This is a genomic window from Streptomyces sp. P3 (assembly GCF_003032475.1).
GTDB lineage: Bacteria > Actinomycetota > Actinomycetes > Streptomycetales > Streptomycetaceae > Streptomyces.
Genome location: NZ_CP028369.1, coordinates 100179 through 116043, shown reverse-complemented (window position 1 = coordinate 116043; position 15865 = coordinate 100179). Strand labels below are relative to the sequence as shown.

The window sequence follows — 15865 nt, the reverse complement described above, 5'->3', positions numbered from 1 at the left end:
TGGCGCGTGTCGTGCCAACGTTTGATAAATAACAGCTCATGCCTCTCATTCCCGAGGAGCCTCAGATTCACGAGAGTGCCCAGGGTCCCCGCGCGACTCCGGCCAGCGGCCGCACCGCGCCGACCCCTCGACCTGTACCCGGACCCCGTCCCGCGGCTCCGTCGCGTCCCGGTCGTCCCGGACCCTTCCGGCCCACGCCGCCGGCGCAGCGAGCGCCGCGTGACGGGGCAGTCAAGCCCGGGCCGTCGGCCCCGGCTTCCCCGGCCGCCGCGCCTGCTGCGGCGGCTCCGCAGGTCCAGTTGATCCCGGCCTCGGCCGAGGGCGCGCTGGACGCCGCCGAGGAGGCCGTGGACCTCCTCCTGGAGTCGGGCCGCGCCCCGGGGGACGTGCTGGTGATCACCACCGGCGAGCAGCACCCGTGGGCCGCCCACGAGCTTTCCTTCGGTGAAGCGCCCTACTGGGCCCAGCACGACGCAGGCGACGACGTCTTCTACGCGGACGCCGCCGTCGCGGGCCGTGCGGCGGTGCGTCCGGTGGTCGTGGTCGCCGTCAACGGCGGCGCCGACGCGGTGACCGCTGCGCTGCCGCTGGCCCGTACCCGGGCCGGTGCCCTGCTGATCTGCTGCGGCGACCCCCAGCAGATCAACGCGGTGCTGGGCGCGGGCGTCTGAGCCGCTCCGGCGGCCTCACGGATCGCCGGGTACGCGCCGGTTGCGCAGCCTGTACGCGCCGGTTGCGCAGCCCGTGCGCGCCGGGCTGCGCGGCGAGTCCGCAGAGGCGTCGTGCTGCGGCGCCTCTGCGGTGTGCCCCGGGCGCCGACATCCGCCTCCTGGCGGACGGGGTCAGCTTCATCCGGGCGGCCGGTGATCCCTGTGCGGCATCCGGTGATCCCGGTGCCGGCGACCGCACCCGCATCCGGTGACCTTGCGCCGAGTGGGCGCTCGTCCGGCTGCTGCGGGCGACGGCCGGGCGCCTCCCTTGGTGCGTACCACTGCCCGGCGAACGGCCGCCCTCAGGGGGCGGCCGTTCGTGCGTCAGCGGGCGGCGGCGCGGCGCAGTACCTCCGAGGCGGCGCCGCCGGTCCGTGGCAGCGGGGGCGGGGCCTCGGAGAGAGCGAACGGCTCGGGGGCCGAATCCGCGTTGGGGCGACGGCCGCCACGGCCCTCACCGAGGACCTGCCAGCCGTCGCGGGTCAGCGTGATGTACGCCCCGCAGCGCAGCCCGTGCAGCGTGCAGGCGTCCCGCAGGCCCCACATCCACGCGCCGTCCTCCTCCGTCCAGCGCGCGTCGCCGTCGCGGCAGTAGAGCAGCACGGCGGTGCGCACCGGGGTGCGGCGCCGCAGGTCGTGCGGGATGACCCGGCGCAGCTGGGCGAGCAGGGCGTTGCGGTACATCCATCCGTCGGTGGACGCCTGGCGCCGGGTGAACGAGGCGCTGGCCCGTACCCTCTCGTCCGGGTCGAGCACGGCCACTATCGCGGTGGCCGGCCCTGGCCGGTGCCGGGAGTGCAGCCCGCTGACGACCTCCCGCGGACTTCGCAGCAGCGGGATGCCGGCCGAAGCCCATTCGGCAGGCTCGAGCAAACGGTTGGCGGAAGTGGCGGACGTGTTCGTCGACAACGATGCCGCCGAGGACGGAGCGAATCCGAAGGTCACGATCCTCCCTTCGGCTACGGCCCACACTGCGGGCGGGGCGGATGAGGGGGAGCGCACGCCGCAGCAGAGCCCTAGCGGACTACGGGCGAGCCGTGCGGGGAGCGGACCTCAATTCTTCCTGCCGAACTTGGATGCGGCAACGAGCAATTGGGACTGCCGACCGTTATATGGCGGCGAGTGACTTATATCCCTACCCGGTGATTCGCGGCAGGACGCCTGAACCCACCGTTCCAGTCCGGCTCGCGAGCCCCGTCGGACCCATCGCGAGACCGTCGTCACGCTGCGTGAAGTGGCTGATTGTCACTGGCATCGGGTTGCATGGGGACATGGACGATCTGGAGCTGCGCACCGAAGCCGACGCCATCCTCGCCGAGCTCGTCGGCGCCCCCGGGGGCGCGGCACGGCTGCGGGAGGACCAGTGGCAGGCGGTGGCCGCCCTGGTGCGGGAGCGCCGGCGGGCCCTGGTGGTGCAGCGCACCGGATGGGGCAAGTCGGCGGTGTACTTCGTCGCCACCGCTCTGCTGCGCCGGCGTGGCTCCGGTCCGACGGTGATCGTCTCGCCGCTGCTGGCGCTGATGCGCAATCAGGTGGAGGCGGCGGCACGAGCGGGGATCCGGGCCCGCACCATCAACTCGGCCAACCCGGAGGAGTGGGACACCGTCTACGACGAGGTCGACCGCGGCGAGACCGACGTTCTCCTGGTCAGCCCCGAACGGCTCAACTCCGTCGACTTCCGCGACCAGGTGCTGCCCAAGCTCGCGTCGACGACCGGTCTCCTGGTGGTCGACGAGGCGCACTGCATCTCCGACTGGGGCCATGACTTCCGGCCCGACTACCGCCGGTTGCGGGCGATGCTCGCCGAACTCGCCCCCGGCGTCCCGGTGCTGGCCACCACCGCGACCGCCAACGCCCGGGTGACGGCCGATGTGGCCGAGCAGTTGGGCACCGGCGGCGGCGAGGCCCTGGTGCTCCGCGGTCCGCTGGACCGGGAGAGCCTGCGGCTGGGCGTGGTCCGGCTGCCGGACGCGGCACACCGCCTGGCCTGGCTCGCCGAGCATCTGAACGAGCTGCCGGGCTCCGGGATCGTCTACGCGCTCACCGTCGCCGCGGCCGAGGAGGCCACCGCCTTCCTGCGGCAGCGCGGCTTCGAGGTCGCGTCCTACACGGGCCGTACGGAGAACGCCGACCGGCTGCAGGCCGAGGCCGACCTGCAGGAGAACCGGGTCAAGGCACTGGTGGCGACGTCTGCGCTGGGCATGGGCTTCGACAAGCCCGACCTGGGCTTCGTGATCCATCTGGGGTCGCCGTCCTCGCCGATCGCCTACTACCAGCAGGTGGGGCGTGCGGGCCGCGGCGTGGCCCACGCCGACGTGCTGCTGTTGCCGGGCAAGGAGGACGAGGCCATCTGGCGTTACTTCGCCGACACCGCGTTCCCACCCGAGCCGCAGGTCAGGCAGACTCTTGCGGCTCTCGCCGAAGCCGGCCGCCCGCTGTCCGTGCCGGCCCTGGAGACGGCGGTGGACCTCCGGCGCAGCCGACTGGAGACCATGCTGAAGGTGCTGGACGTCGACGGCGCGGTCAAGCGGGTCAAGGGCGGCTGGACGTCCACCGGCGCCGCTTGGGCGTACGACGCCGAGCGCTACGCGTGGGTGGCACGGCAGCGGGCTGCGGAGCAGCAGGCCATGCGCGACTACGTGAGCACGTCGGGGTGCCGGATGGAGTTCCTGCGCCGACAGCTGGACGACGAAGGCGCTCAGTCCTGCGGCCGGTGCGACAACTGCGCGGGCCCCTGGGCCGACCCGACGGTCTCCGCGGACACGCTGACGGGCGCGACGAGGGAGCTGGACCGTCCCGGAGTGGAGGTCGAGCCTCGCCGGATGTGGCCGACCGGGCTGCCCGCGCTGGGCGTCGAGCTCAAGGGCCGTATCCCCGCCAAGGAGCAGTGCGCCGCCGGACGGGCTCTGGGACGCCTCTCGGACATCGGCTGGGGCAACCGGCTGCGTCCGCTCCTGGCCGAGAACACCCCTGACCAGCCGGTTTCGGACGACGTACTGAAGGCGGCGGTGGCGGTGCTCGCCGACTGGGCGCGCTCTGCCGAGGGCTGGGCCGCGAACGGCCCGGACGCCGCCGCCCGGCCGGTGGGAGTCGTCGCCGTGCCGTCCCTGTCCCGCCCCCGGCTGGTCGGCTCCCTCGCCGAGGGCATCGCGACCGTCGGCCGGCTGCCCTTCCTCGGTGCGCTGACGTACACGGGCCCGGGCGGTGCGCACGCGGCGCGGCGCAGCAACTCCGCCCAGCGGGTCCGGGCGTTGGCGGGCGCGTTCGCCGTCTCCGAGGAGCTGTCCGGGGCCCTGGCGGCATCCCCGGGACCCGTACTGCTGGTGGACGACTTCACCGACTCCGGCTGGACCCTGGCGGTCGCGGCGCGGCTGTTGCGCAGGGCGGGCGGGGGCGAGGTCCTCCCGCTGGTGCTCGCCACGGCCGGCTGAGCGTCCCGGCCGCATTCCTGCGAGAAGCTCCGACTTCCCTTTCGGGGAGGGCCGTTCGGCCGTCGGGCCGGAAGGTCGAGCGAACGTTGCCCGGTGCATGGACACGGTGTTACGGTTTCGCCGAGCCCCGTATGGGCCTACGCATGGAGGTAGCGGCTACTCGCCATTACAGAGATCGGCACCGTTCCGTCTCTCGCAGCTCGTCGATCCCACCCGGGGATTGCTGCGCCCATTTTTCACTGCGTAGGTATGCGGGGTATTCGTGTGTCGATTTTCCGGTGGCGTGGCCGTCTCTCTGCGATCAGCCGACACCGAAAGGCAGCGCATGAGCGAGGAACGGGCCGCGACAGGCCAGGAGCAGTCCAAGAGGCGGGATGGGCAGGCGGCCCAGGACCGGCAGGAGCAGACGGGCAACGGGGCGGGCTTCGACGTCCATGACTTCCAGCGCCGGGTCATCGCCGAATTCCGCGCCGAAGAGGGCAAGCTGAGCGGCATGTTCGACGGCTGGACCCTGACCGTGTTGACGACTGTCGGGGCCAGGACCGGACTGCGCCGTGAAAGCATTCTGGGCTACCTCGAATTCGACGGGAAAGGCGTCGTCGTCGCCTCCGCGAACGGCGCCGACAAGCATCCCGGTTGGTATCACAACATCCTCAGGAACCCGATAGTGACGGTGGAGACCGGCACCGACACCTATCAGGCGATCGCGGCCGTTCCGCAGGGCGGGGAACGCGACGCGCTCTTCGGCCGTGTGATCGAGGAGGCGCCCGGCTATGCCGACCACCAGGCCCGGACGGAACGGGAGATCCCGGTGGTCGTGCTCCACCGGATCGGTCCGGTGCCCGGGGCGGAACGGGTCAAGGGGATGGGCGACTGGATCGCCGAGGTTCACGACTGGCTGCGGGGCGAGCTGAGGTCCCTTCGCGAACAGGCCGATCGGCTGGTCGCGGGCAGGGCCGACAGGATCGAGCGGACCGCACCGGACCTCGCCCAGCAGATGCGCGCCCGCTGTCTGGATTTCTGCGGCGCGCTGACAAAGCATCACGGCGGTGAGGACATGGCCGTGTTCCCGGCGCTCGCGGGACAGTTCCCCGCCCTGGCTCCGGCGCTGGGCCAGCTCGGGGCCGAGCACAGGGCGGTGGCGGGAGCCCAGGAGGCCATCCGGGAACTCGTGGACGGCTTCGTCCCCGGCGAGTCCGACCCGATGCGGTTGCGGGAGGAGCTCGAGCGGCTGGCCGACCTCCTCGAGCGCCACTTCACCTACGAGGAGGAGACGATCGTCACCGCGCTCAACGCCACGGTGCCCGCCCCGCACGTCGGCTGACCGCGCAGCTCTGTTGACATGTCTCCGACCCGAGTTATCCACAGGCTGAGCGGGATTTTGCGATCTGCGGGATCGTCAGGGCATGACGAATCACAGCGAAGCCACGGGAACCCCCGAGAACAGTGACATTACGGGCTGGGCGGAGTCCGGGCCGGATGCCCCCGGCCGGGAGGGACGTCGTCGGGACGGGCGAGACGGGAAAAGGCACGACCGGGAAGGGCATGACCGGGACGAGGGTGGGCGGGAAGGGTGGGATGCGGCCGTTCACCAGGTCACCCTGCGCACCCCGGAGGAACTGGCCGACGCTCTTCCCTACCTGCTCGGCTACCGCCCCGAGGACAGCATCGTCCTGGTAGCCCTGCATGACGAGGGCGGGCGGGGCCGGTTCGGCGGCCGGGCCCGGCTCGGCATCCCCTCGAACCCCGACGACTGGCCCGCCGTCGCCGACCAGTTGGCGCGAGGGCTCGTGACGGGCGGTGAGCGCCGAGGCGCCCGTCCTGCCCAGATGGTCGCCTACCTGTGCCAGGAACCGGCGAACGGGGAGACGGGCCGTCGGACCATGGAACGGCTGCAGCCACTGGCCCAGCAGCTGAGGGTGGCGTGCGGGCGCCTCGACGTCCCGGTGATCGAGGCGCTCTGCATCGCCGACGGCCGCTTCTGGTCGTACTGCTGCGCGGGCAAGGGCTGCTGCCCGGTGGAGGGCGTCCCGATGGGACTGCCCGGGACCTCCGTGCTCGCCGCGGCCGCGACCTACGCGGGCATCCAGGTTCGAGGCACCCTGCGCGAACTGCGCGCTCGGCTGCAGCCTTTGGAGACCGTCGCCGCCCTGGAGCAGGAGATCGCCCTGGACACCGCGGGCCTGGCGCTCGTCCCCCGGATCCTCGACGAGTCGAGCCGCACGTCGGTGGCCGACGAGACGCTCGGACTGGCTCGACATGTCATGCGGCGCCTCACCGCGGCGCCACTCGTGCCTGGCTCCCGGGAGGCCGACTGCCGGGACGACGAACTGCTCGGACCGGACGAGGCCGCCGCCCTGATCCTCGGCCTGCAGGACCGGGTGACGCGCGACCGGGCGGCGGAGTGGATGGAGGGCGACGAGGCGGCCCCGGCGCTGCGTCTGTGGCGGGCACTGGCCCGCCGCTGCGTGGGCCCGTACGGAGAACACGCGGCGGCGCCTCTCACCCTGGCCGGCTGGGTGGCCTGGTCCAGCGGCGACGAACTAGAGGCTAGGGAGGCCCTGGCGATGGCCCTGGGCGCCGACCCCGGGTATCTCTTCGCCCGCCTTCTGCACCAGGCCTGCAACGAAGGCCTCGACCCCGAGTCGGTACGCCGCTGCCTCCGAGCCGAACGCACGGGACGCGCGCGCCCCGCGGCCCTCGGGACAGACGAGGAGCCGCACCGGCAGGAAGTGCGACGCGAGACGGCGCAGACACCGACGGCGGTGCGGGCTCCGGAGGCGGTGCGGGCTCCGGAGACGAGGGAGGAGTCGACAGCGGTGCAGACGCCGGTGATCAGGGAGGCTCCGGACTCGTGGGAGGAGCCCGAAGGCTCGCTCCCCGGACCGGAATCGGTAAGCGGCGCTTCGGTGGTCCGAGCCCCCCGCTCACACCCGCAGAAACCGCATCCCACCCGTCCCGCTTCGGCCGGCCGGGCCAGGTCCCGCCCCCGCCCCGTCGGCAAGGCCTCCGCACGGCGTCGTGGCTCCGGCACCGAAGGAGCGCGATCCGACGCCGACGCCGCCCCCGGCAGGTCGTGAGGCCGGAGCGAGATCGCCCGGCGCGGGCACCCGGAGCGCCGGGCTCGTCCACCGCCATTCGGTGAGGTCTGCGCCCCGGTGCGTGACCTGGGGGAGTGCGGTCCCGTTCACCTGAGTGGCGGAGCGCCCGTACGGGTGGCCCGCGACGCGCATCCGCACCTGCCGGAGCCTTCCACCAGGCCTCGACCATGCCCGAGGCGCACAGAGAGCAGAAGAAGTCACCCATGGACCAGCCGACTCCGCCCTCCGCCGCCGACGAACGCTCCCGCCTCGACAGCCCGCGCACGGCGTCCGGTCCCACGACGCCCTCTCCACCCGCTTCACCGGCCCCGCCGGCTCCACCGGTCGCGCAGAGGTCGGCCACGCTCCGTGCCCCGGATCCCTCGCCGCTGGCGGAGCCGGGAGGCGGGCCGGGCCCGGCCACCGGCCGGGGCGTTCGCGGCACCCCCCGCTTCCCGGTGGCGGGCGCGCCGCGCCGCGCGTCCACACCGACGAGCAGAGGCACCGTGCCGCCCTCCGCGCAGCGCACCACCGGACTGCCGCCCGCCCACACGGCGATGATCTGCGTCGCTCTGCCGGGCCTCGCCGTCTCGTCCGACCAGGGACAGTTGACGGGACACGGACTCGACGGGATCTACCGCGCGGGCCGACGGATCCTGTCCCGTTGCCTGCTGCGGGTGGCGGGCCGCGAACCGCTCGTCGTCCAGGCCCGGATGACATCGGCCGACTGCGCCCACTTCGTCGCCGCTCTGCGCGTCACGCCGCACGGCGGCCCGGACCCCGACGTGATCGTCGAGCGCACCCGCTCGGCGGACGGCGTCGAGCGGATCACCCTGCGCAGTGCCGCGGCCCGGCCGCTGTGCCTGCCGGTGGAGGTGGCTCTCGGCGCCGACCTGGCCGACCTGGGCGCGATCGGGGCCGGCGCCGCCGTTCCCGAACTGCCCGCCAGCGTCCACGGCACCGGCCTGCGCTGGTCCGGCGCCGGCGGAACCTCGTACGTCACCGCTCAACCGCCGCCCGCCGACGCGATCGCCGCCGCGGGACTGCTGCGCTGGGAGTTCGACGTTCCTCCCGGCGGCAGCGTCCGCGTGGAGCTGCGGGTACGTCTGGACGGCGCCGGACCGGTCCGGGCCGTGGGTCGTACGGCGACCAGCCCCCTGGCTCCGGCGAGCGCCAGTGGTGACGATCCGCGCGTCCGGGCCCTCCTGGCGACGAGCGTGAAGGATCTGCGGGCGCTGCTGGTGCGCGACCCCGCCCACCCCGCGGACACCCATCTGGCCGCCGGAGCGCCCTGGCGCTGCGGTCTCGCCCCGGCCGACGCCCTGGCCGCCGCCCGTATGGCACTGCCGCTCGGCACGCGCCTCGCAGCGGGGACGCTGCGCATCCTGGCCCGCACCCAGATCACCGGACCGGGCCCCCGCTCCGGCATGATTCCCGGCCCCCGGCGGGACGCGGGCCCGTACCTCCCGCCGGGCTGCACGGGAACGGAGGCCACGCTGCTCTTTCCCGCGCTCCTCGCCGAGGCCCGCCGCTGGGGACTGCCCGATCACGAGACGGAGGAACTCCTGCCGGCAGCCGAGCGGTGCCTGACCTGGTTGCGCGGCGCGGTCGGGGACCAGCCCTACCTGAGTGACCCCCAACCCGACGGTCCCGTACGCTGCGAGACCCAGGCCCATGCCCACCGTGCGGCCCTGCTCGGCGCCGACCTCCTCGACGCCTGCGCGAGACCGGGCGGCGGCACCCTGCGGGAGTGGGCCCGGACCTCCCGTGCCGTGTTCCGCCGGGACTTCTGGATCGACGACCCCGGCGGCGGTCGGCCCGCCGCCGCGCGCACTCCGGACGGACGGACGCTGCCCCACCTCTGTGCGACGGCGGCCCATCTCCTCGACACCGGACTGCTGGGCGGCGGCGCCCAAGCCCCGGGACTGCTGGACAAGGTGCAGACCGAGCAGCTCGCCCGACTGCTCGGCGGTCCGGTCATGGATTCGGGCTGGGGACTTCGCGGCCTCGGCGTCGACGAGGTCGGCTACAACCCCTTCGGCCACCGCAGCGGCGCCGTGCGCATCCACGAGACGGCGATCGCTTTCGCCGGCATGGCCGCCGCGGGCTACGAGAAGGAGAGCACAGCGCTGCTCCGGGGCGTGCTGGCTGCGTCCGAGGCCTTCGGCCACCGTCTCCCGGAGATGTACGCCGCGGAGCAGCGCGGGGACGGCAGCGCGCCGCTGCCCCATCCGGCCGCGTGCCGGCCCGCCGCGACCGCCGCGGCCGCGGGCGTCCTGCTGCTGACCGCTCTCGTCGGCATCCGCCCCGACGCGCCGGCCGGGACCGTCGCCCTGCGCCCATTGCCCGGCGCACCCCTGGGCGAGGTCGGTCTCACGGGAATGCGGGTCGCGGACGCCCCCTTCTCCGTACGGGTCAGCAGGCTCGGACTCGCCATGGTGGAGGAAGCGGCCGAGGGCCTTCAACTGGGCGCGTGACCTCTCCGTTCCATGAGCATTCGCGGCGAGGGTCGGCCATCGATGCGGCCGATGAAGGACGTGTTTATCGTCAGGAAGACGACTATGATCGCCGCATGTCCTACGACCCGTCAGCCTTTCCGCCCTTCGCCGTGACCGTGGACCTGGTCGTGCTGACCGTGCGCCGCCATGCCCTGTGCGCGCTGGCGGTGCGCAGGGGCGAGACGCCGTTCCAGGGATGGTGGGCGCTACCCGGCGGTTTCGTACGGGCGGACGAGGACCTCACCCAGGCGGCGGCGCGCGAGCTGGCGGAGGAGACCGGGCTGCACGCCCATGACCCCTCGGTCCCGGCCCAGGACAACGGTGCCCACCTGGAACAGCTGGCCACGTACGGCGATCCGGAGCGAGATCCCCGCATGCGCGTGGTGAGCGTCGCGCATCTGGCGCTCGCCCCCGACCTGCCCGCACCACGAGCGGGCGGCGACGCGAGCAACGCGCGCTGGGCGCCCGTCGAGGAACTGCTCCAGCACGGCGGGCACGTCCGGGACGGCGAACCGGTCGCGCCGCTGGCCTTCGACCACGCACGGATCCTCGCCGACGGAGTGGAACGCGCCCGCTCCAAGATCGAGTACTCCTCCCTCGCGACCGCGTTCTGCCCCACGGAGTTCACGGTCGGCGAACTGCGCCGTGTCTACGAGGCGGTGTGGGGCGTGGCGCTCGACCCGCGCAACTTCCACCGCAAGGTGACGGGTACGCCCGGCTTCCTGGTCCCCACCGGCGGCACCACCACCAGGCAGGGGGGCCGGCCCGCGCAACTTTTCAGGGCCGGCGGCGCGACGTTGCTCAACCCGCCGATGCTGCGCCCGGAGGTCTGAGAACCGGCACTGCGGCCCCGGATGCACGACCGGCCGTGCGGTACACGGAAAAAAGGGATATAGCGCGCTATCTTCCTGAAGGTGATCCAGGCCTACGGACTGACCAGCGATTCCCGTAAGGCGCTTCCGCCTGCCGTCGACGACGTCTCCTTCGAGGCGTGCGCGGGCCGCGTCACCGTGCTGCTCGGAGCGCCGGGCGCCGGCAAGACCACCGTGCTGAGACTTCTGCTCGGACTTCAACAGGGCCGCGGCCTGGCCTACTTCAGAGGCCGCCCTCTGCATCGCGTCGCCCACCCCGCACGCGAGGTCGGCGTCCTCCTCGGCGATGTGCCCGGACACCCGGCCCGCACGGTCCGCGGCCACCTGCGCATGTTGTGCGCGGCCGCCGGCGTCGCGGTCCGGCGAGCCGACGAAGTGCTCGAGGCGGTCGGCCTGGTCAGCCTGCGTGAAGAACGCCTCGGTGGCCTCTCCCGAGGTACAGACCGCCGACTAGGCCTGGCCTGCGCGCTTCTCGCCGACCCGCACACCCTCGTCCTCGACGACCCGGCCGCCGGGCTGTCCGGACGCGAGAGCCGCTGGCTGCACGGGATGCTGAGCGCGCACGCCGAGCAGGGAGGCGCGGTGCTGACGACCACGGCCGATCCGAAGGAGGCCGCCCGCGTCGCCGACCGGGTCCTCACCCTGGAGCAGGGCAGGCTCGTGGCCGACCAGGAGGCCGCCGACTTCGCCCGCACCCGGTTGCGCCCGAGGGTGGCCGTCCGCAGCCCCCACGCCGTTCGCCTCGCCGCACAGCTCACCAGGGAGGCCCGCGCAGCGCAGCGTTCCGTCGAGGTGGTGCAGGAGGGCGCCAACCGGCTCTCCGTGTATGGCAGCAGTTGCGCCGACGTCGGTGAGACGGCGTTCCGCCACGGCATCCTCGTCCACCAACTCGCCGACGAGACGGGCGACATGGGGCCTAAGACGCAAAAGGAGACCGCAGGGAGCAAGGCCGCGGAGAGCAGGTCCGCGAAGAGCGCGACCGCGGAGAACGAGGCCACGGGCAACAAGATCACGCGACACGAGGCCTTGAGGAGCAGGGCCTTGAGGAGCGAGGCCCTCGAGAGCATGGCGTTGGGGAACGCGGCCTTGGAGGAAACGGCCGGCGGAAGCGGGGCTGCGGGGAGCGTGGCCGGAGGCGCGGCGCGGTTGGAGTCGGACCCCGGAAGGACAAAACGATCGCTCTCGGCCGGGAGTCCGTCCGTGGTCGCGTCGTTGGAGCACCCCACTCCGCTCGACCCCGCCCCGGCAGACCCCGCCTCTACGGGCCCTGCCTCGACCGGCTCTGCCTTTACGGGCCCTGCCCCGACCGGCTCCGCCCCGACCGGTCGTCCCGAAGACGTGGACGACCTCCGTTTCGAGTCCGGCGCCGAGCCCACGGCCTCGCCGCCCGCCCCTCGCCGCGGCGCTGCCCGAACCCCCGGCAGCCTTCCCGCGTTGCCGCCTCCCCTCTCCCCGCGCTCCGCACCCAGCCCCTTGCGCCCCCTGCGCTACGAGATCCGCCGCGCCACCGGGATCAGCACCGGCTTCCTCACCGGCGCCGCCGTACTGCTCCTCTCCGCATTCACCGCCGTGGTGCTGGGCGGGGCGGGCCACACCGCCCAGGCGCGGCTGCTGGCCGCCTGGCCCGTACAGCTGCCGCTGCCGCCCGCGGCCCTCGGCGCGGGTCTGCTCGGCGCGCTGGCCTTCGGGGACGAGTTCCGCCACCCCGCCCTGGCGGGGTGGCGCGGCACCGTGCCGCGAAGGCTCGGGGTGCTCACCGCAAAGCTGATCGTCGCCGCGGTCACCGCCGTGACGCTGGCCTGTCTCACGGTGGGCTGCGACGCCGAGGTGCTCTACCTCGTCTACGGGCAGGAACTCGCCCGGGTTCCCGCGGACTGGATCTCGCTCGGCGTGAGTTGGCTCGGGCTCGTGGTCGGCTGTGCCTGGGCCGGGGTGCTGGCGGCCGGAGTCTTCCGGTCCACCACGGCCGGACTGGCGGCGGTGGTCGCGGTGCCCGTCGTCGTCGTGCCCGTCGTACAGAAGGCCGTGGAGAGCGCGTCCGTGCGGGCGGCTGCCGGACTCCCGATGCGGTTGCGCGAGACGCTTCTGGTGCAGTGGCCCTTCGGAGGGGAGCGATATGTGGACGCCGCGGCGCGCGTGCTCGGCCAACCCGTCGGCGGGGCAATGACGTTGTCCTTGGCCGCGCTGCTGTGCGCGTATCTGCTCACGACCCTGCGCGGCAGGGTCCGATGACGACCGTCCAGGCCCAACCGATCCCCGCGTGTGCGCAACTCCCCGAAGAAAGCCCATTTCTTTCCGATAAGGCGTCAATTGCGACGGGGTGAGCGATCACCCTTTCGTGTGCTTTTCACCAAAGACCTCAAGGGAGTTGGAAACAGCGCCGACAAAGGATCCGTGAGTACCCTTGCGCACACCATGATGACCGCCGCCCGCTCCGCCGACTCCGGTCTGGCCGGCCCGGGCGAACTCGACCGCTATCCCTACGCCGAGGCCCCCGTCGCCGACCGCGTCGGAGCCTCCGTCTGGGAGTCCGCGGAGCCCGAGCTGGGCCGCGTGGGCCGCCGCTCCACGGGGAACCGCGGGCGTGGGCTGCACGGCCAGCTCGTCCAACAGCTGGGGCAGATGATCGTCTCGGGTGACCTGGGCGCAGACCGCCCCCTGGTGCCGGAGGAGATCGGCCAGCGGTTCGAGGTGTCCCGTACCGTCGTCCGTGAGTCGCTGCGCGTCCTGGAGGCCAAGGGCCTGGTCAGTGCCCGTCCGAACGTCGGCACGCGCGTGCGTCCCGTGAGTGACTGGAACCTTCTCGACCCGGACATCATCGAGTGGCGGGCCTACGGCCCCCAGCGCGACGACCAGCGGCGCGAGCTGAGCGAGCTGCGGTGGACGATCGAGCCGCTGGCCGCCCGCCTCGCCGCCGGGCACGGACGGGAGGACGTTCAGCAACGGCTGAACGACATGGTCGAGATCATGGCCCACGCGATGACACAGGGTGACGTGCTCACGTACTCCCGGGCCGACACCGAGTTCCATTCGCTGCTCATCCAGGTGGCGAGCAACCGCATGCTGGAGCACCTTTCCGGGATCGTGTCGTCCGCCCTGCAGGTCTCCGGCGGTCCGGTCACGGGCTGTGAGCGGCCCAATGATGCCTCGCTGGCACACCACAGCCGGATCGTCGACGCCCTGGCCGCGGGCGACGGCACGGCGGCCGAGGTGGCCATGCGCCAGCTGCTCACCGTGCACCCCGAGGTGGAGCGCGTCGTGCCGGCGCCGCGCGAGCACTGACCCCCATTCCTCGGGCGGGACCGTCCGGGATGTCTTCCCTCCCCTGCGCCGGCCTCGGCCCGGTACGCCCGCACCCCGTCGGACCCCGCAGAGACCCGTCCCGGGAACTGCGGGGTCCGACGGTCTGCGTGGCGGGATTTGGCGGCGGAGGTGTGGGTAGACACCACGGGTGTGACCTCCTCTGCCCGTGTCTGACCGTTTTTGAACGCTTACGGGGTGTGACTCGGGCCACGAAGATTGGGCGTAACGCTTGTGGAAACAACGCGATGACCTAAGAGGTGACAGCCGCAGAGGGAATACGGACGCCGTTCAAGGCGCTGTGCATCCTCCCGGCCCCCGCCCGCGCCGTCGGCCCGTTCCCAGGCCGGTGGTCGGCTCCAGTCCGTCATGGACGGGGCCGGAAGCCGTTTTCCAACGTTCCGAGAGGTTGTTCGTGTCGGCCAGCACATCCCGTACGCTCCCGCCGGAGATCGCCGAGTCCGTCTCTGTCATGGCGCTCATTGAGCGGGGAAAGGCTGAGGGGCAGATCGCCGGCGACGATGTGCGTCGGGCCTTCGAAGCTGACCAGATTCCGGCCACTCAGTGGAAGAACGTACTGCGCAGCCTCAACCAGATCCTCGAGGAAGAGGGTGTGACGCTGATGGTCAGTGCCGCGGAGCCCAAGCGCACCCGAAAGAGCGTCGCAGCGAAGAGTCCGGCCAAGCGCACCGCCACCAAGACGGTCGCGGCGAAGACGGTGACCACGCGGAAGACCACCGCTGACGCCGCCCCGGCCACCCAGGCCGCACCTGCTGTGGACGACCCCGCAGAAGAAGAAGCCGCCCCCGCCAGGAAGGCGGCTGCCAAGAAGACCACGACGGCCAAGAAGACGGTCGCGAAGAAGACCGTGGCGGCCAAGAAGACGGCGGCCAAGAAGACCGCCGGCAAGAAGGACGACGGCGAGCCGGTCGAGGAAGAAGCCATCGAGGACGCCCCCAAGGCGGGCGACGAGCCCGAGGGCACCGAGAGCGCCGGCTTCGTCCTCTCCGACGACGACGAGGACGACGCGCCGGCCCAGCAGGTGGCCGCCGCGGGCGCCACCGCCGACCCGGTCAAGGACTACCTCAAGCAGATCGGCAAGGTCCCGCTGCTCAACGCCGAGCAGGAGGTCGAGCTCGCCAAGCGCATCGAGGCCGGTCTGTTCGCCGAGGACAAGCTGGCCAACGCCGACAAGCTCGCACCGAAGCTCAAGCGCGAGCTGGAGATCATCGCGGAGGACGGCCGCCGCGCCAAGAACCACCTCCTGGAGGCCAACCTCCGTCTGGTGGTGTCCCTGGCCAAGCGTTACACCGGCCGCGGCATGCTCTTCCTGGACCTCATCCAGGAGGGCAACCTCGGTCTCATTCGCGCGGTCGAGAAGTTCGACTACACCAAGGGCTACAAGTTCTCCACGTACGCCACCTGGTGGATCCGGCAGGCGATCACCCGCGCGATGGCCGACCAGGCCCGCACCATCCGTATCCCGGTGCACATGGTCGAGGTCATCAACAAGCTCGCGCGCGTGCAGCGTCAGATGCTTCAGGACCTGGGTCGCGAGCCCACGCCGGAGGAGCTGGCCAAGGAACTCGACATGACCCCCGAGAAGGTCATCGAGGTCCAGAAGTACGGCCGTGAGCCCATCTCGCTGCACACCCCGCTGGGCGAGGACGGCGACAGCGAGTTCGGTGACCTCATCGAGGACTCCGAGGCCGTCGTGCCGGCGGACGCGGTCAGCTTCACGCTTCTGCAGGAGCAGTTGCACTCGGTCCTCGACACCCTGTCCGAGCGGGAGGCGGGCGTCGTCTCGATGCGGTTCGGTCTCACCGACGGTCAGCCGAAGACCCTCGACGAGATCGGCAAGGTCTACGGCGTCACGCGTGAGCGGATCCGCCAGATCGAGTCCAAGACCATGTCGAAGCTGCGTCACCCGTCACGTTCGCAGGTGCTGCGCGACTATCTCGACTAGGTTGCTTC

Annotated in this window: 10 protein-coding genes; 9 read left to right on the top strand and 1 reads right to left on the bottom strand. The window is 72.4% G+C overall.

Annotation, left to right across the window (positions count from 1 at the left end):
* Nucleotides 1-38 precede the first annotated feature (38 nt).
* A complete protein-coding gene (locus C6376_RS00370) occupies nucleotides 39-671 on the top strand; it encodes a hypothetical protein (RefSeq protein WP_107441558.1) in 633 nt (210 codons plus the stop codon).
* 363 nt (nucleotides 672-1034) lie between these two features.
* Here C6376_RS00370 and C6376_RS00365 read toward each other — a convergent pair whose 3' ends face one another.
* Nucleotides 1035-1655, bottom strand: a complete 621-nt coding sequence (locus tag C6376_RS00365) for a hypothetical protein (protein ID WP_057575394.1) — start codon at nucleotides 1653-1655, stop codon at nucleotides 1035-1037.
* Nucleotides 1656-1981: 326 nt separating this feature from the next.
* Here C6376_RS00365 and C6376_RS00360 point away from each other — a divergent pair, with 326 nt between their 5' ends.
* From C6376_RS00360 to C6376_RS00325, 8 genes are all read left to right on the top strand, one after another.
* Nucleotides 1982-4141 carry a RecQ family ATP-dependent DNA helicase gene (locus C6376_RS00360; protein WP_107441557.1) on the top strand — a complete coding sequence of 720 codons (2160 nt, stop codon included), beginning with the start codon at nucleotides 1982-1984 and terminating at the stop codon, nucleotides 4139-4141.
* Nucleotides 4142-4466: 325 nt separating this feature from the next.
* Nucleotides 4467-5465, top strand: coding sequence for a nitroreductase/quinone reductase family protein (locus tag C6376_RS00355; RefSeq protein WP_107441556.1), 999 nt, complete (start codon nucleotides 4467-4469; stop codon nucleotides 5463-5465).
* 82 nt (nucleotides 5466-5547) lie between these two features.
* Nucleotides 5548-7221 carry a DUF4192 domain-containing protein gene (locus tag C6376_RS00350; RefSeq protein ID WP_107441555.1) on the top strand — a complete coding sequence of 558 codons (1674 nt, stop codon included), beginning with the start codon at nucleotides 5548-5550 and terminating at the stop codon, nucleotides 7219-7221.
* Nucleotides 7222-7778: 557 nt separating this feature from the next.
* The gene (locus C6376_RS00345; RefSeq protein ID WP_107448698.1) at nucleotides 7779-9698 is read left to right on the top strand and encodes a glycogen debranching N-terminal domain-containing protein; all 1920 of its coding nucleotides are present in this window, start codon (nucleotides 7779-7781) and stop codon (nucleotides 9696-9698) included.
* Nucleotides 9699-9793: 95 nt separating this feature from the next.
* Nucleotides 9794-10552 carry an NUDIX domain-containing protein gene (locus C6376_RS00340; protein ID WP_107441554.1) on the top strand — a complete coding sequence of 253 codons (759 nt, stop codon included), beginning with the start codon at nucleotides 9794-9796 and terminating at the stop codon, nucleotides 10550-10552.
* A gap of 81 nt (nucleotides 10553-10633) precedes the next feature.
* Nucleotides 10634-12823: an ATP-binding cassette domain-containing protein gene (locus C6376_RS00335; protein ID WP_107441553.1), complete on the top strand. Its 2190-nt coding sequence runs from the start codon at nucleotides 10634-10636 to the stop codon at nucleotides 12821-12823.
* Between the two features lie 162 nt (nucleotides 12824-12985).
* On the top strand, nucleotides 12986-13873 hold the full coding sequence (locus C6376_RS00330; protein ID WP_107441552.1) for a FadR/GntR family transcriptional regulator: 888 nt from the start codon (nucleotides 12986-12988) through the stop codon (nucleotides 13871-13873).
* Between the two features lie 433 nt (nucleotides 13874-14306).
* Complete coding sequence (locus C6376_RS00325; protein WP_107448697.1) at nucleotides 14307-15857, top strand: RNA polymerase sigma factor; 1551 nt, start codon at nucleotides 14307-14309, stop codon at nucleotides 15855-15857.
* Nucleotides 15858-15865: the final 8 nt, after the last annotated feature.